The sequence below is a fragment of the Bacillus paramycoides genome (assembly GCF_038971285.1).
Lineage (GTDB): Bacteria > Bacillota > Bacilli > Bacillales > Bacillaceae_G > Bacillus_A.
This window is the reverse complement of record NZ_CP152427.1, coordinates 200,110-224,594: the sequence shown is the minus strand read 5'-3', so window position 1 is coordinate 224,594 and position 24,485 is coordinate 200,110. Positions and strand designations below refer to the sequence as shown.

26 protein-coding genes are annotated in these 24,485 nt (G+C 34.1%); 10 read left to right on the top strand and 16 right to left on the bottom strand.

Translation table 11 applies throughout. The annotated features are described in order from the left end of the window. Positions 1-5: 5 nt before the first annotated feature. The 3 genes from AAG068_RS01265 to AAG068_RS01255 all read right to left on the bottom strand — a co-directional run bounded on the left by AAG068_RS01265 (position 6) and on the right by AAG068_RS01255 (position 4,735). Complete coding sequence (locus AAG068_RS01265; protein WP_000860742.1) at positions 6-962, bottom strand: ABC transporter permease; 957 nt, start codon at positions 960-962, stop codon at positions 6-8. 103 nt (positions 963-1,065) lie between these two features. Then, positions 1,066-2,793, bottom strand: a complete 1,728-nt coding sequence (locus tag AAG068_RS01260) for an ABC transporter substrate-binding protein (protein WP_342716664.1) — start codon at positions 2,791-2,793, stop codon at positions 1,066-1,068. Positions 2,794-3,034: 241 nt separating this feature from the next. Further along, positions 3,035-4,735 carry an ABC transporter substrate-binding protein gene (locus tag AAG068_RS01255; protein ID WP_342716663.1) on the bottom strand — a complete coding sequence of 567 codons (1,701 nt, stop codon included), beginning with the start codon at positions 4,733-4,735 and terminating at the stop codon, positions 3,035-3,037. Positions 4,736-4,972: 237 nt separating this feature from the next. Here AAG068_RS01255 and AAG068_RS01250 point away from each other — a divergent pair, with 237 nt between their 5' ends. Next, positions 4,973-5,170 carry a hypothetical protein gene (locus AAG068_RS01250; RefSeq protein ID WP_342716662.1) on the top strand — a complete coding sequence of 66 codons (198 nt, stop codon included), beginning with the start codon at positions 4,973-4,975 and terminating at the stop codon, positions 5,168-5,170. A gap of 243 nt (positions 5,171-5,413) precedes the next feature. Here the strand turns inward: AAG068_RS01250 and abc-f are convergent, their stop codons facing one another. Beyond that, positions 5,414-7,294, bottom strand: a complete 1,881-nt coding sequence (gene abc-f, locus AAG068_RS01245; protein ID WP_342716661.1) for a ribosomal protection-like ABC-F family protein — start codon at positions 7,292-7,294, stop codon at positions 5,414-5,416. Positions 7,295-7,419: 125 nt separating this feature from the next. Further along, the gene (locus AAG068_RS01240; RefSeq protein ID WP_000830642.1) at positions 7,420-7,554 is read right to left on the bottom strand and encodes an RAxF-45 family protein; all 135 of its coding nucleotides are present in this window, start codon (positions 7,552-7,554) and stop codon (positions 7,420-7,422) included. 420 nt (positions 7,555-7,974) lie between these two features. On the opposite strand from AAG068_RS01240, the gene AAG068_RS01235 reads away from it, so the two are divergent. Together AAG068_RS01235 and AAG068_RS01230 are read left to right on the top strand one after the other, a co-directional pair. Further along, complete coding sequence (locus tag AAG068_RS01235; protein WP_003266122.1) at positions 7,975-8,103, top strand: hypothetical protein; 129 nt, start codon at positions 7,975-7,977, stop codon at positions 8,101-8,103. Between the two features lie 21 nt (positions 8,104-8,124). Further along, positions 8,125-9,033, top strand: coding sequence for a DUF4931 domain-containing protein (locus AAG068_RS01230; protein WP_342716660.1), 909 nt, complete (start codon positions 8,125-8,127; stop codon positions 9,031-9,033). A gap of 11 nt (positions 9,034-9,044) precedes the next feature. Here the strand turns inward: AAG068_RS01230 and AAG068_RS01225 are convergent, their stop codons facing one another. After that, positions 9,045-9,578: a transglycosylase SLT domain-containing protein gene (locus tag AAG068_RS01225; RefSeq protein ID WP_342719694.1), complete on the bottom strand. Its 534-nt coding sequence runs from the start codon at positions 9,576-9,578 to the stop codon at positions 9,045-9,047. Between the two features lie 251 nt (positions 9,579-9,829). Here AAG068_RS01225 and AAG068_RS01220 point away from each other — a divergent pair, with 251 nt between their 5' ends. Further along, complete coding sequence (locus AAG068_RS01220; protein WP_342716659.1) at positions 9,830-11,479, top strand: polysaccharide deacetylase family protein; 1,650 nt, start codon at positions 9,830-9,832, stop codon at positions 11,477-11,479. Between the two features lie 35 nt (positions 11,480-11,514). On the opposite strand, the gene AAG068_RS01215 is transcribed toward AAG068_RS01220, so the two are convergent. The 6 genes from AAG068_RS01215 to AAG068_RS01190 form a co-directional block, all read right to left on the bottom strand. Continuing rightward, positions 11,515-13,020, bottom strand: coding sequence for a DL-endopeptidase inhibitor IseA family protein (locus AAG068_RS01215; protein WP_342716658.1), 1,506 nt, complete (start codon positions 13,018-13,020; stop codon positions 11,515-11,517). A 120-nt stretch (positions 13,021-13,140) separates the two neighbouring features. Next, positions 13,141-13,929 (bottom strand): TatD family hydrolase, encoded by a 789-nt coding sequence (locus tag AAG068_RS01210; protein ID WP_342716657.1) that lies wholly within the window; start codon positions 13,927-13,929, stop codon positions 13,141-13,143. Between the two features lie 745 nt (positions 13,930-14,674). Further along, positions 14,675-15,031, bottom strand: a complete 357-nt coding sequence (locus AAG068_RS01205) for a YxeA family protein (protein WP_342716656.1) — start codon at positions 15,029-15,031, stop codon at positions 14,675-14,677. Positions 15,032-15,170: 139 nt separating this feature from the next. After that, positions 15,171-16,007 carry a YitT family protein gene (locus AAG068_RS01200; RefSeq protein ID WP_342716655.1) on the bottom strand — a complete coding sequence of 279 codons (837 nt, stop codon included), beginning with the start codon at positions 16,005-16,007 and terminating at the stop codon, positions 15,171-15,173. A gap of 118 nt (positions 16,008-16,125) precedes the next feature. Then, complete coding sequence (locus AAG068_RS01195; RefSeq protein WP_342716654.1) at positions 16,126-16,455, bottom strand: PH domain-containing protein; 330 nt, start codon at positions 16,453-16,455, stop codon at positions 16,126-16,128. Positions 16,456-16,603: 148 nt separating this feature from the next. Next, positions 16,604-17,581, bottom strand: coding sequence for a LacI family DNA-binding transcriptional regulator (locus tag AAG068_RS01190; RefSeq protein ID WP_342716653.1), 978 nt, complete (start codon positions 17,579-17,581; stop codon positions 16,604-16,606). A 305-nt stretch (positions 17,582-17,886) separates the two neighbouring features. Here AAG068_RS01190 and AAG068_RS01185 point away from each other — a divergent pair, with 305 nt between their 5' ends. Continuing rightward, positions 17,887-17,982 (top strand): DUF3948 family protein, encoded by a 96-nt coding sequence (locus tag AAG068_RS01185; protein WP_001060010.1) that lies wholly within the window; start codon positions 17,887-17,889, stop codon positions 17,980-17,982. Positions 17,983-18,055: 73 nt separating this feature from the next. On the opposite strand, the gene AAG068_RS01180 is transcribed toward AAG068_RS01185, so the two are convergent. Continuing rightward, positions 18,056-18,661 (bottom strand): lysophospholipid acyltransferase family protein, encoded by a 606-nt coding sequence (locus AAG068_RS01180; RefSeq protein ID WP_098669214.1) that lies wholly within the window; start codon positions 18,659-18,661, stop codon positions 18,056-18,058. A 337-nt stretch (positions 18,662-18,998) separates the two neighbouring features. Here AAG068_RS01180 and AAG068_RS01175 point away from each other — a divergent pair, with 337 nt between their 5' ends. Continuing rightward, positions 18,999-19,094 (top strand): DUF3948 family protein, encoded by a 96-nt coding sequence (locus tag AAG068_RS01175; RefSeq protein ID WP_001060007.1) that lies wholly within the window; start codon positions 18,999-19,001, stop codon positions 19,092-19,094. 60 nt (positions 19,095-19,154) lie between these two features. Here AAG068_RS01175 and AAG068_RS01170 read toward each other — a convergent pair whose 3' ends face one another. Continuing rightward, the gene (locus tag AAG068_RS01170) at positions 19,155-19,295 is read right to left on the bottom strand and encodes a YrzO family protein (RefSeq protein WP_000894069.1); all 141 of its coding nucleotides are present in this window, start codon (positions 19,293-19,295) and stop codon (positions 19,155-19,157) included. A gap of 21 nt (positions 19,296-19,316) precedes the next feature. After that, positions 19,317-20,285, bottom strand: a complete 969-nt coding sequence (locus tag AAG068_RS01165; protein ID WP_342716651.1) for a DMT family transporter — start codon at positions 20,283-20,285, stop codon at positions 19,317-19,319. 127 nt (positions 20,286-20,412) lie between these two features. Here AAG068_RS01165 and AAG068_RS01160 point away from each other — a divergent pair, with 127 nt between their 5' ends. Both AAG068_RS01160 and AAG068_RS01155 read left to right on the top strand, forming a co-directional pair. Beyond that, positions 20,413-21,279: a LysR family transcriptional regulator gene (locus tag AAG068_RS01160; protein ID WP_163254643.1), complete on the top strand. Its 867-nt coding sequence runs from the start codon at positions 20,413-20,415 to the stop codon at positions 21,277-21,279. Positions 21,280-21,534: 255 nt separating this feature from the next. Further along, a complete protein-coding gene (locus tag AAG068_RS01155; protein ID WP_001060018.1) occupies positions 21,535-21,636 on the top strand; it encodes a DUF3948 family protein in 102 nt (33 codons plus the stop codon). Between the two features lie 217 nt (positions 21,637-21,853). Here AAG068_RS01155 and AAG068_RS01150 read toward each other — a convergent pair whose 3' ends face one another. Next, positions 21,854-22,801 (bottom strand): helix-turn-helix transcriptional regulator, encoded by a 948-nt coding sequence (locus AAG068_RS01150; RefSeq protein WP_342716650.1) that lies wholly within the window; start codon positions 22,799-22,801, stop codon positions 21,854-21,856. Between the two features lie 133 nt (positions 22,802-22,934). Here AAG068_RS01150 and modA point away from each other — a divergent pair, with 133 nt between their 5' ends. Together modA and modB are read left to right on the top strand one after the other, a co-directional pair. After that, positions 22,935-23,741 carry a molybdate ABC transporter substrate-binding protein gene (modA, locus tag AAG068_RS01145; RefSeq protein ID WP_342716649.1) on the top strand — a complete coding sequence of 269 codons (807 nt, stop codon included), beginning with the start codon at positions 22,935-22,937 and terminating at the stop codon, positions 23,739-23,741. Between the two features lie 5 nt (positions 23,742-23,746). Further along, positions 23,747-24,421 (top strand): molybdate ABC transporter permease subunit, encoded by a 675-nt coding sequence (modB, locus tag AAG068_RS01140; RefSeq protein WP_064056420.1) that lies wholly within the window; start codon positions 23,747-23,749, stop codon positions 24,419-24,421. Positions 24,422-24,485 lie beyond the last annotated feature (64 nt).

Genomic DNA, 24,485 nt, shown 5'->3' with positions numbered 1-24,485 from the left:
CCTCCTTACTTCAACCGAATACGTGGATCAACAACTGCATATACAATGTCCGCGAAAAAGTTTGACACGATTGTTAAACAAGAAAGAAACATTGTAAATGCCATCAATACTGTGTAATCCCTAAAATTAAGTGCTTCTAATTGAATACTACCAATTCCTGGCCAATTAAAGATTTGTTCAATAATAATCGCTCCTGAAAATAAACCTGGTAATTCAAATGCTAATAAAGTAATCGCCGGTAAAATCGCATTTTTTAATGCATGCTTATAAATAACGGTCTTCTCTTTTAAACCTTTTGCTCGCGCCGTCCGTATGTAATCTTGTCTTACAACCTCTAACATACTCGTTCTAAAGTAGCGCGTTAATGAACCCACACCAAGAAGGGTCAAAATAAATACTGGTAAGACCATATGCTTTGCTACCTCTATTACATAAGCAAACCCTGTTGAATTACTACCAACATCAATCATTCCACCGATCGGCAATAACTTAAGGTCAACTGCAAACACCTTAATTAGAAATAGACCAATAAAGAATGAAGGGAATGACATTGCTGCAAAAATACCAATTGTTACAAGCTTATCGAATAAAGAGTGTTGTTTTGTCGCTGAAAATACACCGATAATAAGTGCAATTAGCCAAATAAAAAACAATGCAACAATTGCTACAATAAAAGAGTTCCAAATAAATTTATTTAATAATGATGTTACAGGTTCTTGATATTGAAGCGAAAAACCAAAGTCTCCTTGTAACGCATTACCTAGCCAGTGAAAATAGCGTTCAACAATTGGCTTATTTAATCCGTACAATTCCCGAAGCTCTTCCGCCCTTTGCGGTGTAATCTTAGGATTCGAATCAATATAATCCCCCGGAAGAAGTGCGAACAGGAAAAAGATAATAATTGACGTTCCAAATAGTGTAGGAATCATTTGTAATAACCTACGAACGATGTACGTTTTCACCCTTTTTCTCTCCAATCTTATGCTTAAAATAGAAGAACATTTTTTCGAATCAGCACATTACTAGCCGAATGAAAAAATGCCTCCTACTTATACATTCTTCTTATTATTTTTCAATAGATAATACTGGTGAATTAGAACTAATACTGTCGTACTTCTCAGGATCAATCCCTTTAATGTTTCCATTGTAAGCTGTGATGATTCTGCGATAATTTAATAAAATTACTGGTGGATCATCACTTAGTTCTTTATATAGTTCTTTATAAATTGGTTTACGTTTCTCAATATCGACTGTACCAATACCTTTTTTAATTAATTCATCTACTTTTTCATTCTTATATCCTAAACTATTACCATCACCTTCAGAAAGATAGCTACTAACCGGTTCACTTGGATCAGTAGTAATCGGTGTAGATACTGAGGCTAAATCATAATCTCCTTTATTTACCTTCGAAAGCATTGTATTAAAATCCATAAACTCTGGATTAAAATCAACACCTAATTCTTTATAATTTTCTTTTGCTATCGGAATAAATAAATCGCCATCTTTTGCTGAGCTTGCACCATAATATATTAGTTTAAGTTTTTGACCATCTTTTTCACGAATTCCATCTGAACCAGCTTTCCATCCTGCCTCATCTAGTAACTTCTTCGCCTTATCTAAATTATATTCATACTTATTGATGCCCTCTTCTGTATACGCCCAAGATGTTGGATGAATTGGAACGTTAGCTACTGTACCGTATCCTTTAAGAGCTGTATCTACATATTTTTTGCGATCTAATCCATAAATAAGAGCTTGACGAACTTTCTTATCTTTTAAATACGGTTTCTTACTATTCATTCTTATATAACTAAATGATGCTGCTGTCTCTATTTCAACATTTGCAAACTGCAAACTCTTCACCTGTTCTAAAATTTCATCCCCATACCCAACTCCTGTATAATCTATCTCACCCGTTTGGAATAATTGGAATTTTGTATCCGGTGATGTAATTTTATAAATAAAGTTTTTGATTTTCGGTTTACCTGCATAATAATTTTCATTTGCTGTAAAACGAACTTCCTGTCCTGGGATATATTTTTCAAACTTATATGGTCCCGCAGCTATCGGTTTCCCATATAACTCTTTTAAATAATCTAAACTAGTATTTTGCTTATATTCTTTTCCATAATAAGCTTTTGATAACACTGGACCACCTAAAGCAATTAGCGCTTGTGAGTTAACCTTTTCAGTCGTAACTTTAATTGTTTGTGGATCAACAACTTGAATTCCTTCAATAGACGTCGCTTTTCCTTCTTTATATTCCTTACCACCTTTAATTGCATATTGTGAAATATCATCGCCGCCTTCATACGCTTTATCATGTAGAAGTGATAATGTAAATGCTACATCGTCAGCAGTCAATGGCGATCCATCACTAAATTTCAAGTCTTTGCGTAAATGAAATGTATATGTTAATTGGTCTGAAGAGACATCCCATTTCTCAGCAAGATCTGGTATCGGTTTTCCTTGTTTATCTGTTGTAACAAGAGAAGCAAAGATAACTGATGTCACATTGCCATCCCAACCATTCTCTTGAAAGTAAGGCAAGAAAACTCCTCCAGGTTTTGAGATACCAGAAATAAAGGTATCTTTTCTATTCTTCGCCTTATCAGGTTCTTTCGTCTTATCTGTAGCAGCGATCTTTTCAATTTTTATATTTTTTAAATCTTGCTGTTTAACCGGTTCTGTAGAAGCCGTATCCTCCTGTCCCCCACAAGCAGATAACACAAGCGAACTACTCAGTAATACCGAAAATACACCAGCCCATTTTTTTGTCTTTTTCTTCATTGTCCCCACCCTAACTTTTTAATAGTTATACCCTGTGAACTTATTACCTTATGTATGCCTCCCACAGCACATTTATAGCCAATCGGAAAAGTCGGTTTTAATCGTAAAAAAATAGATGTTTTTGAGGGGTAACAATCCTATTCCGACCTTTCCGGTAGACTTTATGGTTATTAGCTTATATCTTCCGTTATATTTTGTCAATTCTTTCTAAATAAATATTTTTAGAATTTTTTAAAAATTATTATTCTATCTTTAATTTAGGTAAACTTAACAAGATACCGTTATAGTTATCTTCTTGCAATCCTTGAATGCGTGCATTATGTGCAGACACAACTTTACTATTATTTAAGAAGATTACAGGCGGATCTTCACTCAACTCCTGATACAACTTTTTATAAATCTCTTTTCGTTTTTCAATATCTAACGTTTCTAGCGCCTGCTTCGCTAATTCATCTACTTTCGGATTATGGTATCCATCATAATTTCGTTTACTTGTCGAAACAAACTCCTCAATTGTTCCACTCGGATCGTCAATCATTGGCGTGGATACCATCGCTAAATCATAATCACCTTTTATCACTTTTGAAATCATCGTATTAAAGTCCATATATTCTGGGTTAAACCCTACACCAAGCTTTTTATAATCCTCTTTCATTACTGGAATCATTACATCATTTATTTTACTTGCTGATGAGGCAAAATAACTCACTTTCAATTTTTGACCATCTTTTTCACGGATTCCATCTGAATCAGCTTTCCATCCAGCCTCATCCAATAATTTCTTTGCTTTCTCTAAGTTATACTCATATTTATTAATACCTTCTTCTGTATACGCCCAAGAAACTGGCGTAATCGGTACATTAACGAGTGAAGCATAACCTTGGAAATACGTATCAATAACCTTTTGACGCTCTAATCCGTAAATAAATGCTTGGCGGACACGCTTATCTTTAAAGTATGGTTTCTTATAATTCATTTTAATGTAGCCGTAAGAACTTCCTGTATACACATTAATATTAGCAAAACCTAAATCTTTTAATTGTTCAACCGTCTCCACGTTTGTAGTAAAACCATCATAATCTACTTCTCCTGCTTGAAATTGCTGCAATTTCGTATCACCTTTTGTAATTTTATAAATAAAGTGCTCAATCTTCGGCTTTCCTTCAAAATAATTTTCATTAGCTACAAATCTAACCTCTTGACCAGGAATGTATTTATCTAACTTATAAGCTCCTGCTCCCACCGGTTTTCCATACAACTCTTTTAAATATTCCAGGTGCCCTTGTTTATACTCTTTCCCGTAATAAGCTTTAGATATAACTTCTCCACCGATGAATGATAGTGTTTGAGCATTTACCTTTTCAGTCGTAATCGTAATTGTTTTCGGATCAATGACTTGAATTCCCTCAATAGAGGTTGCCTTTCCTTCTTTATATGCTTGCCCACCTTTTATGGCTGTTTGACTTATATCAGTCGCTCCACTATAAGTTGGATCGTGTAATAGCGTTAATGTAAATGCTACATCATCTGCAGTTAACGGTGAACCATCACTAAACTTTAAATCATCTTTCAAATGGAATGTGTATGTAAGCTGATCCTCTGAAATATCCCACTTCTTCGCCAAAATAGGAATTGGTTTCCCTTCCTTATCGAGTCCAACAAGAGGAGCAAATATAGCTTGCGTTATATTACCATCCCAGCCATTCTCCATAAAGTGCGGAAGGAATATCCCCCCAGGACTCGGCATTCCAACTACAAAAGTATCTTTTCTCTCTTTTACTTTCGTAGGACTTTTTGATTTATCGCTTGCCTTAATAAATTCATCTTTTACTTTTGGTACATTCCCGGCTTCATTTGTACTCGCTTCCTCTTGACCACATCCGGCTAGCAATACTGATACACTAAGAAATGTAGCAATTGCCCCTTTAAAAGCATTTTTCATTGCACGCTCACCTTTACCTTCCTAATTTTTAACGATATAGAAACACAGCCTCCTTCCTGTAACTATCTTTATTTTTCCTATAAAAATAGTATGAATTAATTTCAAGATTATTCCTTTCCTTGAAACATGTCAATTGTTCTCTTTTATTTCGTATGAAAAAACTTAAAAATTCACTTCTATTCGTTCCGTATGAAACATATAATACTAATAACCAATTAACAAAAAGGGGGCGAAAACATGGACAACCTATTCCAGTACGTCCTGCACTACTTATTATTAACAATTATGATAGTCGGGGCGCTATTACTATTCCCATTCTTCCCAAAGTTCGTCCTCTTTTTAGCTTTTTTTATTATGCTCGGGATCGCTATTATCATTTCAGCAAAAGAAGATACGACACAAAAAGAAAACAGAGTTCAGCGCGTAAAGCTGTAACTCTGTTTTTATTTCCAATAATGAGTCTCTGTTTCACATACCTATGTCTCGGGAAATAATTAATCGATGCAAAAATCTCCTAATACCATTTATGTTTTAAAATTTATACAAATTGCGGAACAAAGATTTATAAAATGTACTGTTTCACGTGAAACACATATTTTCTTTTTCTCTTACAGTAAAATATCGATATAAAAAAGCGAATTCCTTCAGCACAACTGAAAGGAATTCGCTTTCTACTTTTCACTCCACAATATTCTCTAACTCATTATATAACTCCGCTCGTAACAACTCTTTCTTCGTTTTTTCCTCATACAATTGTTCAAGCATTTCAACATCAACTACTTGTTCCATCTTACACTCAAGTGTATATATATCTTCTTCTACATGCATTAACTCTGTTTCAATCTCTTCAACATTCCTAAATTCTTTCTTTTTTACAGGAGCTGTTTCCATACCTTTTCTTCCTTGGTGCTTCTGCTTTGTTACTTGTTTCTCGAGCTTTTCTTCCCACTTTTGGCGAGCCCATGCATAGTTCCCTGCAAACTCGAATAATTTACGCTCATCAATCCAATACGTCTTTTCAAATAACTTATTTAAAAAATAACGATCATGTGAAACAGCTAAAATCGTTCCATTATATTGTTCAAGAGCTTCCTCTAAAACTTCCCTTGATTCAATGTCGAGATGATTTGTCGGCTCATCTAAAATTAAAAAATTGATATCTTGATACATAAGTTGCGCAAGTCTTAATCTCATTTTTTCTCCACCGCTCAGTTGCGTTACTTTCTTAAACACCGCTGGACCATAAAATAAAAACTTAGCTAATATATGTCTCGCTTCTCCCTCTGTTACAGCTACATATTCTCTGAAAGCCTCTAATACATTACTCTTCATATTTCCGTACGCATGCTGTGATAAATAACCGATTTTCACACTACTACCAATTCGAATTTCTCCAGCGTCTGGTTCTATTTCTTCTAATAATAATTTTAGTAGCGTTGTCTTTCCTGTACCATTACGACCAACGATGGCCGCACGCTCTTGAAAACGAACATGTAAATTCACTTCGTTAAATAAGGGGTGGTCAGCAAATCCTTTACTCACTTCTTTCATTACAACAACATCTTTCCCACTTCTCTCTTGCCCTTCAAACTGAAGTCCCATTTGTTTTCGCTCTAAAATAGGTTTCTTTAGTTTTTCCATACGCTCGAGTGCACGTTCCATACTTCTCGCTCTCTTATGCAATCCTTCATTCGGAGGATTCGCCTGATTTGCCCATTCACGTAGTCGCTTAATTGCTTCTTTCATTTTCTTTATTTTCTTTTGCTGTTCTTGATAAGCTTGAAACTCCTGAAGCAACCGTTCTTCCTTTTCCTCAACAAACTGAGAATAGTTTGTATGATACACGTGAATCTCTCCATCTTCTAAATCAAAAATCTTCGTTACAACTTCATCAAGGAAATAACGATCATGTGAAATGACCATAACCGTTCCATTGTATTCTTTCAAAAATTGCTCTAACCATTCTACCGCAAATAAATCTAAATGATTGGTTGGCTCATCTAATAAAAGTAAATCTGGTTTCTGCAACAGCATGTATGCAAGGCTTACTTTTGTTTGCTCCCCACCACTTAACTCCAGAAATGATCGAGGGAATAGTTCTGTCACCTGTAAACCATTTGCCACCTTCATAATGTTCGCTTCGATTTCATAACCACCAAGAAACGCAAACTTTTCTTGGATGATTCCGTATCTCTCCATTAATTTTTGTAAAACAGAAGATTCCTGTTCTTCCGCCATATGTTTTTCTAAAGCACGCATTTCTCTTTCTAATTCCTTTTCTATTTTAAAAGCGGAACTCAATACTTCATATACAGTCATACTCTCATCAAATTTCGGAATTTGTGCTACATGACCAATACGTGTACCTTTCTTCATATGAATGGCCCCTGCATCCAAACTTTCCATTCCAGTTAGAAGCTGAAAGATTGTTGTTTTCCCACTACCGTTACGACCAACTAATCCAACACGTTCACCATTCTTTATTTCAAGCGATATATTTTCAAATATGATGTTTCCACCAAAAGATTTCGTTACATTATTTACACTACAAATTGTCATTTTCCGTACTCCTTTCAATATAAAAAACCACGGAAAAGAAACATTCCCCATGGTTTTCGGCATAGAAAAAGGAAGCTAAATAGCTCCCTTTTCACACGTTTATTAAAAAATGGGTGAAGAGATTTCTATCGTTCAATAGCTACTATGCAATTGTTAAAAAAGGACAGACGTATCCCGTTAACAACTACATCATGAAAAATCGCACGACAAAAATAGATAAAATCTAAAAATTTGGCACGTGCAGCTAAAGAACGTTTCATCTCATTCACCTCTTTCGTACGGAATTTAATACTTACTTCTTTATTATACTTTCCCATTTCATGTTTGAATAGTCATTTTTCTGAAAATAATGAAGATAGACTAAACATTTCGATAAGTGACATCAAATCTTACAAAACTGTTATGTTCACGTAATGGAAAGCGATAGTACGAAAAGGTGCCTCCCTATACAATAAAGATGTAAACAAAATAGACAACAAAAGGAGGAAACAATCATGATGAAAGAAATCGTAAAAGCAATCTTTGAGGTATTAGTGAACGGACAAGCAGTTGTAAAAGAATTAAACGAACTATAAAAAGGAGTGAAAGAATATGATGAACATGGTAAAAATGATTTTACACGCTTTAGTTGATGCGAAAGCAGTTAGCCAAGAATTAAACCAACAATAAAAAAGGGGTAAATGAATATGAAGAAAGCCATTATTGTAATCGCAAGTACAGCAATTGCCTTTTACACAATAAAAAATAGAAAAAAGAAACACAATAAAAACGATTTATATTATCCATACACATTATTAAAGAAAAAATAAAAGACAAGGTACCCTATCTTAATGAGGATATCTTGTCTTTTATTTTTCTCATTCCTTTTAAAGGATTTCCTTCCCCTTGTCCCGAATGTATTAAGCGGGATTTTTTACACATATTTTAAAGGGGCATATATACAAATGGATACACAACAACTATACTTTTTAAACGATATCGGCAAACAAAAACCAGAAAGCATCCGGAATAGAAGCGCGGCATGTCCTTTTTGTGACAGAGAAAATTTAACGGATATTTTAGCAACTGAGGAATCAATTATTTGGCTAAAAAATAAATTTCCTACATTAAAAGATACATTTCAAACGGTGCTAATCGAAACAGATAATTGTGAAGACCATATTGCGACATATACAGAAGAACATATGAGATCGCTAATTCGTTTCTCCATTAAACATTGGTTAGATTTACAGAAAAATGAAGAATTCACATCTGTGATTTTATACAAAAATCATGGTCCATTCTCAGGTGGAAGTTTGCATCATGCACACATGCAGATTATTGGAATGAAATATGTAGACTACCTCGATAACGTAGAACAGGACAACTTCCAAGGAGTAATTGTACAAAAAAACGAACACATTGAACTCAATATTTCAGATCGTCCTATTATCGGTTTTACTGAATTTAATATCATCATTGAAGATATTGGATGCATAGATGAACTAGCAAATTACATTCAGCAAACTGTACGTTACATACTGACAGATTTCCATAAAGGATGTAGTAGTTATAACTTATTCTTCTATTACTTAAACGGAAAAATCATTTGTAAAGTTGTTCCTAGGTTTGTCGTTTCACCGTTGTATGTAGGATATAAAATACCGCAAGTTTCTACAAAACTAGAAGAGGTTAAAATACAACTAGCGCGGTATTTCATGCGAGAAAAGGATGAATTTATTCCAAAAAAAACAGAGTAGGTATAAAAAACCTACTCTTTTATTACGCCTTTATTTCGATAGTACACATCTTCTAACCCGACGTTATACTTCATATTATTATCCGTCCACTCTGGACCCAAATTACCTGGCCATCCAGATGTATTTGCTATATATTTTAGTAATGCAAAATCAGTCAAGCCTTTTTGCACCCCGCGCTTATATCCTTTCATTAAATGCGGCATTGCAATTTGCGCATTTGTACGTGGATCTTTCAACTCTTCATCGGTTAAATGATCCGGTGCAAGTCCACCACCGCGATGCAATTGAAACAATCCGAATGAAGTTCCGTTATCTCCAACACTTCTTGGATTTAATCGACTTTCATGTTCGGCAATTGTAAGAGGTATCCATTCTGGAAGATTGACTTTCTTTGCTTCCTCTATAATAATTTGTTTCATCTGTTTTGCTTCTTCTGAGTCAACATAGTTTTCCTCATTTACTAATTTGCCCATTCCTTCAGACTTTCCTTGGAAATATAAGTACACCCCAAGAACAACTAAAAATCCTACAAAGAATTTCTTCACTACCTCTACCTCTTTCTTCGCTGAAATTTGTCCCCTTTCAGCCTTCTTCCCTTTACAATTACCCACATTCTATCATTCTCTTACCCTTTTATCATAGCAAATAACTATACAAATTATCATCATGCTTTAGACCGATTTTGTGAAAAAACAGCTGGTAAATACGTGCAAAAATGTAACTTTCATAGACTGAAACGCATTTTTTTTATATAATTGTAAACTGAATTATAAATATAAACTAGGAGAATAATAATATGAAAAAATGGTTGCTACTCTTATTTAGTTTACTACTATTAATTCCCGTCCCTATTTCCGCACAAAAAAACGAAAATCCAAAAGTCCTTATTTTATACAGTTCGAACGATGATCAAATTACAAGTGATACCCAAATACTGAATACACAAGTAGGACATTTTACTAATGACATAACAATTAGAAACTTAAAACAGTTAGCTGAAATAACTGATACATCTTCATATACACATGTTATTTACATAGGTGAAAAACAGGAAGAACTTTCTACTGAAACAAAAGAATTTCTAGAAAGTTTCTCAGGGTCACTACTAGTTTTAGGTCAAAATATAGAACAGTTATCCAATCGTTTTTCGTTTATCACACTTAAAAATGAAGATATAAACTCTGATACAATTGAATATCCAACACGTAAACTAAAGAATACATTAGAGGAAGAACGATCAATTAAACATCTTAATACGACTGGAACAATTCTTGCCCATGCTTTAAAAGGAAATAATACTTATCCATTAATTGTTCAACAAAATAATTCTTATTATGTTGCAACGTCAAATCTCTTCGACTGGATATCCCATTACATAGGTGAAATGTTATTTTCTTACTTCGAACAAAAGCCAACGAACAATAAGGTAGAGGCCTATTTACGTCTTGAGGACGTTCATCCAGCCGCAGATATAAATCAATTAAAAGAAATTGCTACATTACTAAAAGAGAAAAAGATTCCTTATATAATCACTGTCATTCCTGTATATACAGATCCAGATACAGGTAAAACACTACATTTAAAAGATAAACCCGAACTAGTCGATCTTTTACGTTCTATGCAAGATGATGGGGCAGCAATTATTATGCATGGTTATACTCACCAATTTTATGATAGTGAAACTGGTGAAGGTTTTGAATTTTGGGACGTAAAAACAGACCAACCAATTCGGCAACCGAAGCATGAAAAACCAAAAGCAAAAGATGATTTCCCTAATATAGAGGCTTATAATACATATGTAAAAAAAGGGGAAGAATTTGAAGAAAAATATACGACTGATCATATTGAAAAAGGCATTCAAGAACTTGTAGATGCCAAACTATATCCTGTCGCATTTGAGGCACCTCATTACACAATGTCTCAAAAAGGATATGAAATATTATCAAGGTACTTTTCAACTTATGTAGGACAACTACAATTAAGTGATACAACTTGGAAATCCATGCACTCTCCAGCATACAGAAGTACACCATCATTTTTACATGGCATGAAATTAATGCCTGAAACAGTTGGATTTATTGAAGAAGATAAGCCACATGCTATTGCTAAAATGAAAGCAAATGCTGTATCTGTTGCTAAATTATCCGATGGAGTTATTGGTGCATTCTATCATCCTTACTTAGGTGTGAAACCATTAAAAGAAGTACTAAAGGATTTAGAAAGCATTCCAAATATTGAATGGATTGATTTACAAAAAGAAACAAATGAAGTAAAAATGAAAGATATTCATATTACTACTAATAAAGACGGTATTCACGTTGAAAAACCAACAAGCGCAAGTGACGTAATAGATTATATAAAACAATATGGATTCTTCCTTATACTTGGTTTCTTCATCATTGTCTTTCTTTTATTATTAAGACGTGCGAAAAAATTAGAATCCTAATAAAAAACCACCAAGCAGAATGCTTGGTGGTTTTTTTAACTTAAACCAAAACGTGGCATGTTATTAATAACCCATTGATGATTTTCATAAATAAACTCGACTTCTACTTTTTCCGTTACATTATCATAATCATTATACGTTTCTACCTGCGCTTTTATTTTTCCATCCTTTAATTCGGCAGAAATAATTTTTGTAAATTTAGTTGCTGCTTTTGACCCTGGATCTCCAATAACATAGTGCATCTTCCCATTTAATTCTTTAAGGTACTTACTCTTCATATACTCTGCTACAAATGGTTTTGAGAAGTACGTAGATAGCGTAGTCTCTAAAGTGTTCTTCTTATTATAAGCAGGATTCACTAATTCCCCGTACGAAAAATCCCCTACTCGTTTTGGGTTTCCTGTTAGTGCAGCCATTTGAATACTAGTAAGTTCCTTCTGTGCATTCCATACTTTCTGTAACATAACATCATCTGCTAACTTCTTATCTTGTAGTTCATTTGATTTCTTTGTATCTAAATTCAAAATAGTTCCATTATCCGTATAAAGGTACATATCTCCTGCTACAAAATATAAATAAGATTTAGTTGGTTCAACCGCTTTATTATAAATTACTTTTTCATTTCCACCATTAAATTTCTTCTTATATACTCCATCCTTTTTTAAATAATAAAAAGTATCCCCTTTCACATTCATCTGCAAGGCATCCTTTACCAATAACTTTTCATTATTTTGTTGAACGTCTATTTCATATATGCCATGCTCAGCTTCATTTGTTTCAAAAGGTAACGAGAAGTCGACAACAGCATATAATTTTTCATTATCATATGTAGCACTAGATATTGTTGCATAATTTTCTTTTGACCAAGTTTTATTATCTTTTGTCACTTGTGTTCCACGATTTTTATTCCAATGTAGAATACTATCATCTATCGTTTGAGACCAACCAGAATTTTTAAATGCCGCTTCTTCTTCCTGTCCCGTTTTTAAATCCATTTTTACAATCCCTACAATATCAAAACCACCATGCTCTGAATATTTTTTCGGGTAAAATAAAGTTTGATCTTTTATATAAACATAATTTGTATCCTCTTTTAGCGTATCTAACTTTTTGCTAGATATATCATACTTCATTAAAGAAGATACTCCCGCATTCTTATCTTCATCCGTATGAATAAAATATACGTTTTTGTTTTTTATATTTATGTAAGAAGCATTTACACCCTCTACTACACGTTCCGAAGTCTGAAAGTGATCTTTCGTACGATAAATGCCCCCTGTATTTTGATCACCATTTACCGCGTAGTAAATCCATCCATTATTCTCTGTCATCTTCCCTTTATTCGAACTGTTTCCAACCGTATTCCCATTTTTCTCATTTTCTTTCATCTGTTTTTCAACTACTGGATCAATTTGTTCTTCTTTGTTTTCTTGTGTTGCATTTGGATTTATAACCTTTTTTTCTGCTTCACACCCAAACGCTGCAAGTGAAAGTGCACCAATCATCATTGTAATAGCTATTTTTCTATATACTTTCCCCATTTTCTCCCCTACTTCCTTCATCAAATTAAACACATCATAAATTATAGAAAATATTAGAAAAAATATCCATAATAAAAAGAATAAGAGTAACGCTCCTATCCTTCCAAATAAAATGAAAATTTAATCAGTGGGAGTCTTACTGCCCGTTAATGCGGGGTAAAATTGAATCGTATTTTCATATATCGTTTTCGTAACCTTATCAACAGACATGTTTTTTATAACACTTATTTCCTTTAGTACCTCTCTAATCATTCTCGGATGCGTCATAACACCGTCTTGAAATTCCCATGGTCCATCTGTTTCTACCATCATATATTCAAGAGGATAATACGAAACAATTTTTCTAATCTTCTCCTTATGCAAAACATCTGATGTAATAGAAATATAATAACCATTCCTCATCATCCGTTTCATTGTTGTTTCACTTCCTTTAAACCAATGAAAGTGTGCACGTGAAACTTTATATTTCTCCAGTAAATCACATACAATATCAGCGTCTTCATACACTGCATGCAATATAATTGGTAAATCATATTTACTAGCTAGTTCAACAAACCTTTGTAACACCGAAATATATGAATTGACAGCAATGCGCTCATCTTCTTTTCTTACATAATACGGCAAACCTACCTCACCAATTGCAACTATGTCCTCTACATGATCTTCAATTAATTTATAAATTTGCTCACATTCTTCTTTATGAATCAGTTGCTCCGGGTGAAAACCTATTGCTGGATGAACAAAGGGATATCGCTTTGCTAAAGATAAAGTTTCTTTACATGATTGATAATTCATAGATACTGCAATAAGCCCCTCTATCTCTTTGCTATTTTCCACATCTTTAAGTAATTTACTTTTCTCTTCATCCTTATATTGGTCAACATGTATATGACTATCAATCCACTTCATTTTTATTCCCCCATAAAAAAAACAAGAAAGGATCTCCCTTCTTGTTTTGTCATCTATATTATTTAACAATTAAGTTTGTTATGATATCAAATAATCCAATACATACTACGGCAACAGTAAAGTAGCTACAGAAATCTTTAATTGGAAACTTCACTACTTCTTCTTTACGCATCCCATTCTTCTCCCTTCTTACTATATCCCTAATTATTTTTATCTATTTGTATCTATTATGCAAAAAATATAAAAAATTTACTATCGAATTAACTTACGTAAACCTTACAATGTTGTAAGGTTTAAAAGAACAGCCCCATCTACATAACAGATGAGGCTTATTAAAAAGTAGTTGGTTTTTCATTCTTCATTAACATTATAAACAGAAAGTAATACAGTGAGACTTTCTAATTACACTATATAAAATTCGCTATCTTTTAACCATCGAATTACATTACAGAAGACTTACATGTTTGTAAGCTATGTGTAATGTAATTCGATAGTTTCCCTAACCTACATCTCGTAAAATAAAGTTAACAAGTAAGCCAAATAAGAAGAACACTCAATAACCAAATTACATTGCTAGTAGCTACTCTTCTTATACCTTTCACTCATGCTACTACAATGTACCCCCTTCCCCTTTATATAATAAAAAAGCCTTAGTCTCTAGAGACTAAGGCTTTTTTACGAACCTACAATATACCCATACCTAGTATTTTTATTTTCGACAAAAAATAGGCAGGGGTATATTTTGCTATCTCATCGATAAAAGTTTACTCTTTGCATTAATAGGAATATTTATCGCTTCAATTTCTTCAATTGCCTCGCCGTAACGTCCTTTTGCATACACCTTTAATGTTTCATCTCTCTTTAACATATGCTTAACAGTCTTCTTTATTTTTTGTTCTCTTCCACGTTCGTCAAATGCAATAAATTCATATTCATACCACTCATCGCCAATATGCTGACCAATTGTATTCACAACCGTATAGTATTCTTTCGTCTTATAAAATGGATTATATTTATCGATAACCGGTCCAAGTTTCGTAGGTAGTAACATTATTACTATGACTATCATCGCTATTATTGTAGTGATCATTTTTTTCTTCATAATAAACATTCCTCCTCTGCAGGATATATATACATCCATTTTAAAAAGAAGGAATACAATCTACTATTGAATCTCATTACATTACACTTACACTTTTGTAAGAATTAAAAAAAGGTGAACGAATTTACTCGTTCACCTTTTAGCTTGCTTTAAAGCCTCCACCGAGTACATCACGTACATCATGGATAACAACGAAAGCATCTTCATCTACTCGACTAATAACTTGCTTTAGCTTAACAAGCTCTTGTTTATTAATAACAACATATAAAACTTCTTTATTTTTACCAGTATATCCGCCGCGCCCCTCTAATACAGTGACACCGCGTGTCATGTTTTTCGTAATAGCCTCACGTATTAACTCTGGTTGATTTGAAATAATTGTAACAGCCGTTTTTGTATCCATTCCTTCTACAATGAAATCAATCACTTTCGCTCCGATAAATACCGCAACAAGTGTGTACATCGCTTTTTCCTGCCCTATTATAAATACGGAACCAGCAATTACAACGATATCAATAATAAGTACACCTTTACCGACGCTCCAACCTAAATATTGATTTGCTAACCGTGCTAAAATTGCCGATCCCCCTGATGTACCTCCAGCTTTGAACATACAGCCTAATCCGATACCGACAAATACACCAGCAAATAGTGCCGCTAATAACGTATCACTATTTACATGATACTCAATATGTTCTGTAACATATAAAAACAAGGATGTTTCTACAATCCCTAAAATTGTATAAATCATCGTTTTCTTATCAAAAAATTTATAACCAACAGCTAGTAAAATTGCATTTATAGCAAAGTTCACAATCCCCGGCGACCAATCAAATAAATAGTACGTAACAACCGTTAAACCAATAATTCCACCCTCTGATAGACGGTTTGGAATTGCAAAGTAATTAATACCAATTGCGAATAATAATGAGCCAATTGTAATTAGTGTTATTTCCTTTATACGTTGATTAACCATAGTTCATACCCTCCCCCCATTTGACATTGTATCACTATCTCCTAGAGGTTTAGTAGTTGTTTTTATTGCGCATTTCACCTCTTAAAAATTGAGATATTATGTTTAAACGAAGGGGTGATTAATTATTCATATTTGTTCTCACTGTATGGACAAATCGCTCCACATTCCCTTGCTGAATATACTTAGCTCTAACCGTTTCATGATTACAAGTAAATCCAAAATACGGACGGAAATATATGCTATCTATATGCAAATATGAGTACTCTTTAAATGTTGAAGGATAGTACGGAAATTTCCCGTAAAACAGGAGACGTCTAGTAGTGATAACAAAAATCCCATGTTGATAACATAACGTGAAATTATCCTTCTCAAAAATCCCCACCACAAAGGCTAAAATATTTTCGTCATTCCCCAAATACTTTTTTATACTTAATAAAAGTTCATTCATGCATATCCCTCCAAATACTATTCTTGAAAAGAATCCATGGATTGTTACAAGCCGGTTTAATTCCTTTATAAAGTATGAAACGCGTTTCCTGTCAAAGATATTTCAAAAAAATAATCCGTTATACACTTATGCACATAACGGATTAAAATTACACTGTAGATCGCTCCACAAGTTCATATGGAATTTCCACCTTTTCTAGTTTAAAATTCTCGTCATTGATTTGCCGGTAAAACACTTCAAAAGCCGCTTTCCCTATCCCCTTCAAATTTTGATCAATGGTTGTAAGTTGCAACACTTGCGAAATAGGTTGGTTATCTAAACCAATAATCGCTAAATCCTCAGGAACTTGAATACCCAATTTCCAAACTTCCGTCATAACCCCAATCGCAACTTCATCTCCTGCTACGATTAACGCTTCAGGGAGATTCTGCATACTTTTTAACTTATGAGCGACTCTCACACCATCTTCTAATGTAAAACATTCTGTGAAAATCCATTCTTCATTCACTTCTTCATCTATAGATTGCAATTGATGTTTATACACATCAAAACGCTTTTGACTACTCGGTCCTAGCTTTCTCCCCGTACAATAACCAATTTTTTTATAACCTTTTTCAATAAGGTGGTTCATTCCTAGCTGGAAAGCTGCCGAATGATTTGTATATACACTTGAGATGTTTGAAATATCATTATCTTCACAAGCAATGATTGTGCCGTAAGAAGCATACGGTTCTATCATTTCCCAATCATTCGCACGTGAACAAATAATAAGACCATCCAATTGTTTCGTTTTTAACATATGTAAACTTTTCATTTCTTCTTTTTTATTATAATTCGTTTGGCAAAGTAGCACCCTGTAGTTATGAGTTAACGCTCCCTCCATCATTCCCCCTACCATTGCATCGAAGCTCGGGTGATTAATGTAAGGGAGAATCACACCAACAATATTCGTCTTTCCTTTTGATAAATGAACAGCATTTGCGTTTTGTGAGTAATTCAACTTCTCAACTATCTCCATAACCGCTTTCCTTTTTTCTTCACTTACATACGGATGATCATTCAATACTCTCGAAACAGTCGTAACTGAAACTCCCGCCATCTTTGCAATATCTTTAATATTAGCCATACACTCACCTCTACTTTTAAATTAATAAATTCCATGAACATATGTCAAACCTTCTCATCATTACACCTCCATTCGTTTTTCTTACAAAAGTGTAATTTTCCTGTAAGCTAATTCGATAGTGACTCCCCGCAATATTTCATACAATTAAGTCAGAAACAGGGCAACAACTCTTCGAAAAGGAGCGGATTCATATGATGAACAAAGTGAAATCAAACAATTTTTTAAATACAATGGATATGGTATTTTCCGCTCTTATCGATGCAAAAGCTGTTGCTTCTACATTAAACAAGTAAGGAGAATGTATGATGAATAACATTACTTTCAACAAATTAGATTTTTTAGGACTAGCTAGCGGATCAGTTCTTCTTACTGCTTTTATTTACGCCGCTACGCTTGTATAACTTTTGTGTCCCCTTTCCCCTTTATTATAAATAGTAATAGAAAAGACGACCGTCTATGCCCGGTCGTCTTTTCTTACTTTTGATTTGATTGCAAAGCTTCCTTTAACTCCTCAAACTTCTCATTTAATTGATCTGTCATCATTTTCATAGCTGTTTTTCGATCTATTTGTTCTTCAGCATCAATTTGAATTGGGTCTCCAAAAATCAATTGCGCCTTTTTCCCTTTTATTAATTCTTTTACACTTGATGGGCCAATATAAGCTGCCGGTATTAATGGAACGTTAGAACGCATCGCAATTGTCACGGCACCAGCTTTTAATGAAACGTCTTCTGTTGATCTCGTTCCACTTGGGAAAATCCCTACAACTTTCCCTTCTTTTAATAAGCGTGATGGAATTTTAAGTGTACTCGGTCCTGGATTTGCACGATCTACGGGGAATGCATTTACATTTTTAAAGAACCAATTTTTGAATTTCCCTTCAAATAATTCTTTTTTGGCCATGTAATGAATTTCGGTCGGATACATCCCTGTAGCTAACATTAACACATCCATAAAGCTTGTATGTGTACATGCAACAACATACGGGCCGCCTTCTGGTAATTTTTCTCTTCCTTGCACTTCTACTTTCCCAGCTGTTTTAAATATATATTTCAACAAAAATGTAATTGGTTTATACATTTGTTTCGTTCCTTTCTGAACATCCGAAGTATAATCATTTTCTTAACACAATTATAACACTAAGTTTTAGGAGTTGGTAATAAAAATGAGTATTAATTGTTAAATTTCAATTCTTACAAAAGTGTAATTTTCTTGTAAGCTAATTCGATAGTTACTTCTTGCGATATTTCATACAATTAAGTCAGAAACAGGGCAACCATTATTCGAAAAGGAGCGGATCAATATGATGAACAAGATGAAAACGAACAATTTTTTAAATACAATGGGCATGGTATTTTCCGCTCTTATCGATGCAAAAGCTGTTGCTTCTACATTAAACAAGTAAGGAGAATGCATCATGAATAACATCACTTTTAACAAATTAGATTTTTTAGGATTAGCTAGCGGCTCTCTTCTTCTTACTGCTTTTATTTACGCTGCTACGCTTGTATAACTTTGTGTCCCCTTTCCCCTTTATATAGAAGAAGACGACCGTCTATGCCCGGTCGTCTTTTTAAATGTTTCTTTCTTTTAACTCTTTTAAAAGCTGTATCATTTCAGCTTGTTGTTTTATCTTCTTACGACCATTTCGATTAATTGCTGCAAGCTCACAAGCAACTCCAACGGCGAAGAAAAACAATAAACTTTCTAACATGTGAAATCCTCCCATTGTCTATTAAACAGCTTGACGTAATTGCTCTTCTTGTAATATTTTCTTATTTATATTTTCTTCTTTTCTCTGACAAACGTTATTGCGAATAAGTGCTGCAATAACAAGTAAAGTTCCTACAATATCAAACATTGTAATTTGATATCCTTGCATCATCATAATAACTAAAGTCGTAATAGGTACAAAGTTAATAAATAAAATACCATTAATAGATGATAAAATTTTCACACCGTAATTCCAAGCAAGTAATGCTACAATTCCCGGTAATGTCATCATAAACAATAAATCATATTTCACGACAGAAATCGTTCCCACACTCGGAATTGAAACATATCCAAGCGACGTAATAAGTACCGTTATAATTCCTGTAACAGTCGTACCGAATACACATGTCAATGTAGAGTAACGTAATGTCGACCAATCGCTATACGTTTGACCACCCATCGTATAAATAACCCAACCTACAACTCCAACAAATATACATGCTAGTGAAAACATGTTATCTTTCAATGTAAAAAAGAAACTCATATCGCCCTTTGTAATAACAAATACAGCTCCTAAAAAGGCGATAATCATGCTCGTTATCATATACTTTTTCGGTTTTACATGCTTATATCCCCATAAAATACAAATAGAAATCATCGGCATAAGTGCTTCCATAATTGAGGCTACCATGACGCCTGATTTCCCCATTAACATTTGACCTAAAAATACAAGTACATTATACACAGTAAACGCCATCGTTCCGAAAAAGACGAGTAACTTTCCTCTTCCCTCTAAACGAAATGCCCGTTTTCCCTCTTTCATTAACAACAATACAATCAGTACGATCGCCACCGCTCCATAGCGAATAAGCGAAAAGTAAAATGGATCTATGTATTCTAACGCATGATCAGCAACTGGAAACATTGCTCCCCATGACATACTTGCTATTAAACATGCGAAAGCACCTATTATTATTTGACCTCTTCTCACCACAATCCCCCACTTCTTTCTATTTGCACAAAGAGAATTGTAAAAGAAAAAATATATCACGTAAAATGATTCAAAATGATGTTAATTATCATTTATAATGATAGTTAACATCAAGGAGGATCGTATTATGGAATTAAGAGATTTACAAATCTTCCAGAGCGTTGCCGATCAAGGCAGTGTAAGCGGCGCAGCAAAGGAATTAAATTACGTACAATCAAATGTAACTGCACGTATTAAACAACTAGAAAACGAGCTAAAAACACCGCTCTTTTATCGTCATAAACGAGGCATGACTTTAACAGCTGAAGGAAGAAAAATGCTCGTTTATGTTAATAAAATTTTGCAAGATGTGGATGAGCTAAAACAAGTATTTTTAGATAGCGAAACACCCTCTGGCATATTAAAAATCGGTACTGTCGAAACAGTAAGTACATTACCTACCATTTTATCTTCTTACTATAAACGCTATCCGAATGTCGATTTATCATTACAAGCAGGTCTAACAGAAGAATTAATTAGAGAAGTACTTGATCACCAATTAGATGGTGCCTTTATATCAGGCCCTATTAAACATCCACTAATTGAACAATACGATGTTAGTACAGAAAAATTAATGCTGATAACACAAAATAAAGCTTTTCATATAGAAGAATTTACAACTACGCCTCTACTCGTTTTTAACCAAGGATGTGGATACCGTTCCAAACTAGAACGATGGCTGAAAGATGAAGGTTTGCTACCAAAAAGAATTATGGAATTTAATATATTAGAGACAATATTAAATAGTGTCGCACTTGGCCTTGGAATTACGCTCGTACCACAGTCTGCTGTCCACCATCTTTCTAAAGCTGGTAAGGTGCATTGTCATGCAATCCCTGAAAAATATGGTAGTATTTCAACGGTTTTCATACGCCGTAAAGATAGCTATATGACGAATTCAATGCGTAGTTTTTTAAAAACAATTGAAGAGCATCATCACATCAACATGCTTTAAAAGACATTCTTACACGGATGTCTTTTTTTCTTACAAAAGTGTAAGTCTTTCGTAAGCTAATTCGATAGTTGCAGGCGATCATATTTCCTATAATTAAGATATAAAGCAGGGCAACAACAATTCGAAAAGGAGCGGATACGCATGATGAACAAAATAAAATCAAACAAATTTTTAAATACAATGGGCATGGTGCTATCCGCACTTGTCGATGCAAAAGCTGTTGCAACTACATTAAACAAATAAGGAGAGATTATAATGAACAACATTACATTTAACAAATCAGACTTTATCGGGCTTGCAAGTGGAGCAACTCTTCTTACAGCTTTCATTTACACACTTGCTCAAGGTCTTGTTTAACACTTTGTTTCCCCAAACCCCTTTATATATAGAAAAAGCTGCTCGTCTTATAGACAAGCAGCTTTTTAGTTTGTCCCGCTTTAATGGGCAGTAAGACCCCCACCTCAAAATTCAGCGAAAGCAAAGAAGTTAGGTGGGGGATCAACTGCCCATAAAAGTCCGATTGGTTCAACTAATAATCAGTGGAGGATGAAGAAAACCCCCACTGATTAGAGTTTCACTTTATTTCATATATAATTTGACCTGTTTTCGTCATATCGTATCCGCCAATTGCTGTTAATTCATTATGAAATTCTTCCGATTGCAGAATGTCTTTCACGACTTCAATCAACTCTTCATTTTCTTTATTCTTCAAAATCACTAAATCATACTGTTCTTTCATGATTGGAATAAAGTCTACATTTACAATTTGCGAAAACTTTTCTGATCCTACTCCCACATCAGCTTTTCCATTTGCGACTTGCGTGGCAACACCAAGATGGTTTGATTCTTCCCATTCATATCCACTAATACGTTCTTTATTTAACTTTTGAATGCGCAATTGTTCATCGACTAACACCCTAATACCAGAGCCTTTTTCTCGATTTACAAATCGTATAGATGACTGAGATAAATCAGCCCATGTTTTTATATTTTTCGGATTTCCCTTTTGCACATAAAACCCAACGTTCCTTGCTAATAAATTAATCATCGTACATGGTTGTCCAACTAAAATACGTTTTACGTAAGGAACATTATATGTACCCGTTTCGCCATCAAACAAATGCAAGCTAACGATACTTCCTTCTCCTTGATACATTTTTACTAAGCTCGTTAAACTACCTTGATATGCTCTTAATATATTTGAACTTGGCAGGCGATTTTCTATACGTTTTGCCAACATATCTAACGTTAGTTCTTGTCCGCTAATAATACATGTATCCAAGCCTCTACTATCTTCGCTCTTTACAGGAGTACCTTGTATTTTCCCTGTTTTCATTTGCTTTATATATTGTTCTAAATCTGTTGCATCAATGCGCATCTGTCTACCAATTCTATAAGAAGGAAGTTCTCCTTTTTTAATTAGATCGTATACAGTTAATTTTGATACCTTTAATCGCTTCGCTACTTCTTCCGTTGTGTAGGAATGATGATCCATAGACGATTCCTCACTTTCTTCCTTCATTGTAACAAAGAAAAGAATATTTCTCCTATATTAAAAAACAACTATATCGTTCAAATTATATTCAATTATAACTAGTTATATCTAGTTATAATTAGTTATAATTGAATATATCAAAACGAAAGGGGATTTTTTTATGAACAAGTTTACATTACGATCCATCGGGGCGCTTATACTTTCTTTTCTTCTTATATTTAGCGTTGCATGTACAAACGGAGATAAGAAAGAGAAATCAACTGCTACAGAAGGAAAAACAGTTGAACTCACTATATCAGCAGCTGCAAGCTTACAAGATGCACTAAAAGAAATTGAAACACAATATAAAGAAAAAGAACCTGATATTAAACTTTCTTTTAACTTCGGTGCTTCTGGTGCACTTCAACAACAAATTGAACAAGGCGCGCCTGCTGATTTATTCTTCTCAGCAGCCGAAGATAAATTCCAAACTCTTGTAAAAAAAGGATTCATTAATGAAAAAGAAGGGAAAAATCTTCTTGGAAATGAACTTGTTCTAGTTATCCCAAAAGATAGTTCTCTTACGAAAATTCAAGATTTAAAAGATGAAAAAATTAAGAAAATCGCGCTTGGTACACCTGAATCAGTACCTGCGGGAAAATACGCAAAGGCTTCTCTCACGCATGAAAATCTATGGAATGACATTCAAAATAAAATCGTATTTACAAAAGATGTTCGCCAAGTGTTAACATATGTAGAAACAGGTAATGTAGATGCTGGTATTGTATACAAAACAGATGCTCTTATTTCAAACAAAGTAAAGATTGGTGAGACAGCAGCAGCTACTTCTCATGAGCCAATTCACTATCCTTTAGGTGTTATAAAAGAATCTAAGCACAAGAAAGAGGCGACTTCATTTTATGAGTATTTGCAGTCAAAAGATGCACAATCTATCTTTAAAAAATATGGATTTACAGTCCTGTCATAATTGCCATGAGCTTTGATGCTATTTTGTCACCAATCTTTCTATCTATACGAGTAGCTGCATGCGCCACCATTATCGTTACAATTTTAGGGACGATTATCGGACGGGCGTTAGCACGCTCCTCATGGAGATATAAAGTACTATTAGAAACTATTTTCTTATTACCAATGGTACTTCCACCAACTGTAATCGGCTTTTTTCTCATTATCATTTTTGGAAATAATAGTCCCATTGGAATGTGGATAGAATCAATATTTCAGCAGTCCATTATGTTCACATCTACTGCTGCTATCATCGCTTCTACAGTTGTTGCATTTCCGCTCATGTACCAATCAGCAAAAACAGGATTTTCTATTGCGAATGTACAAATTGAAGAAAGTGCTCGTGACCTTGGTGCCAGTGAATATCAAGTTTTTCTACACGTCACACTTCCGCTTGCATTTCCCGCCTTACTAAGCGGAATGATTTTGAGCTTTGTTCGTGCGCTCGGTGAGTTTGGTGCTACACTCATGTTTGCTGGGAACATTCCTGGTAAAACACAGACAATCCCAACTGCAATTTATATGGCGATTGATGCAAGTAATATGCAGCTCGCCTGGACACTTGTAGTTATCACTATTAGTATGTCACTCCTATTTCTACTATGTATTCAGCTTATTAACAAAAGAATTACTAACCCTTAAAGCAGCTTTTTCTAAGCTGCTTCTTTATTTCTTAGGAAATAAAAATATACCATCGGGAAATAAC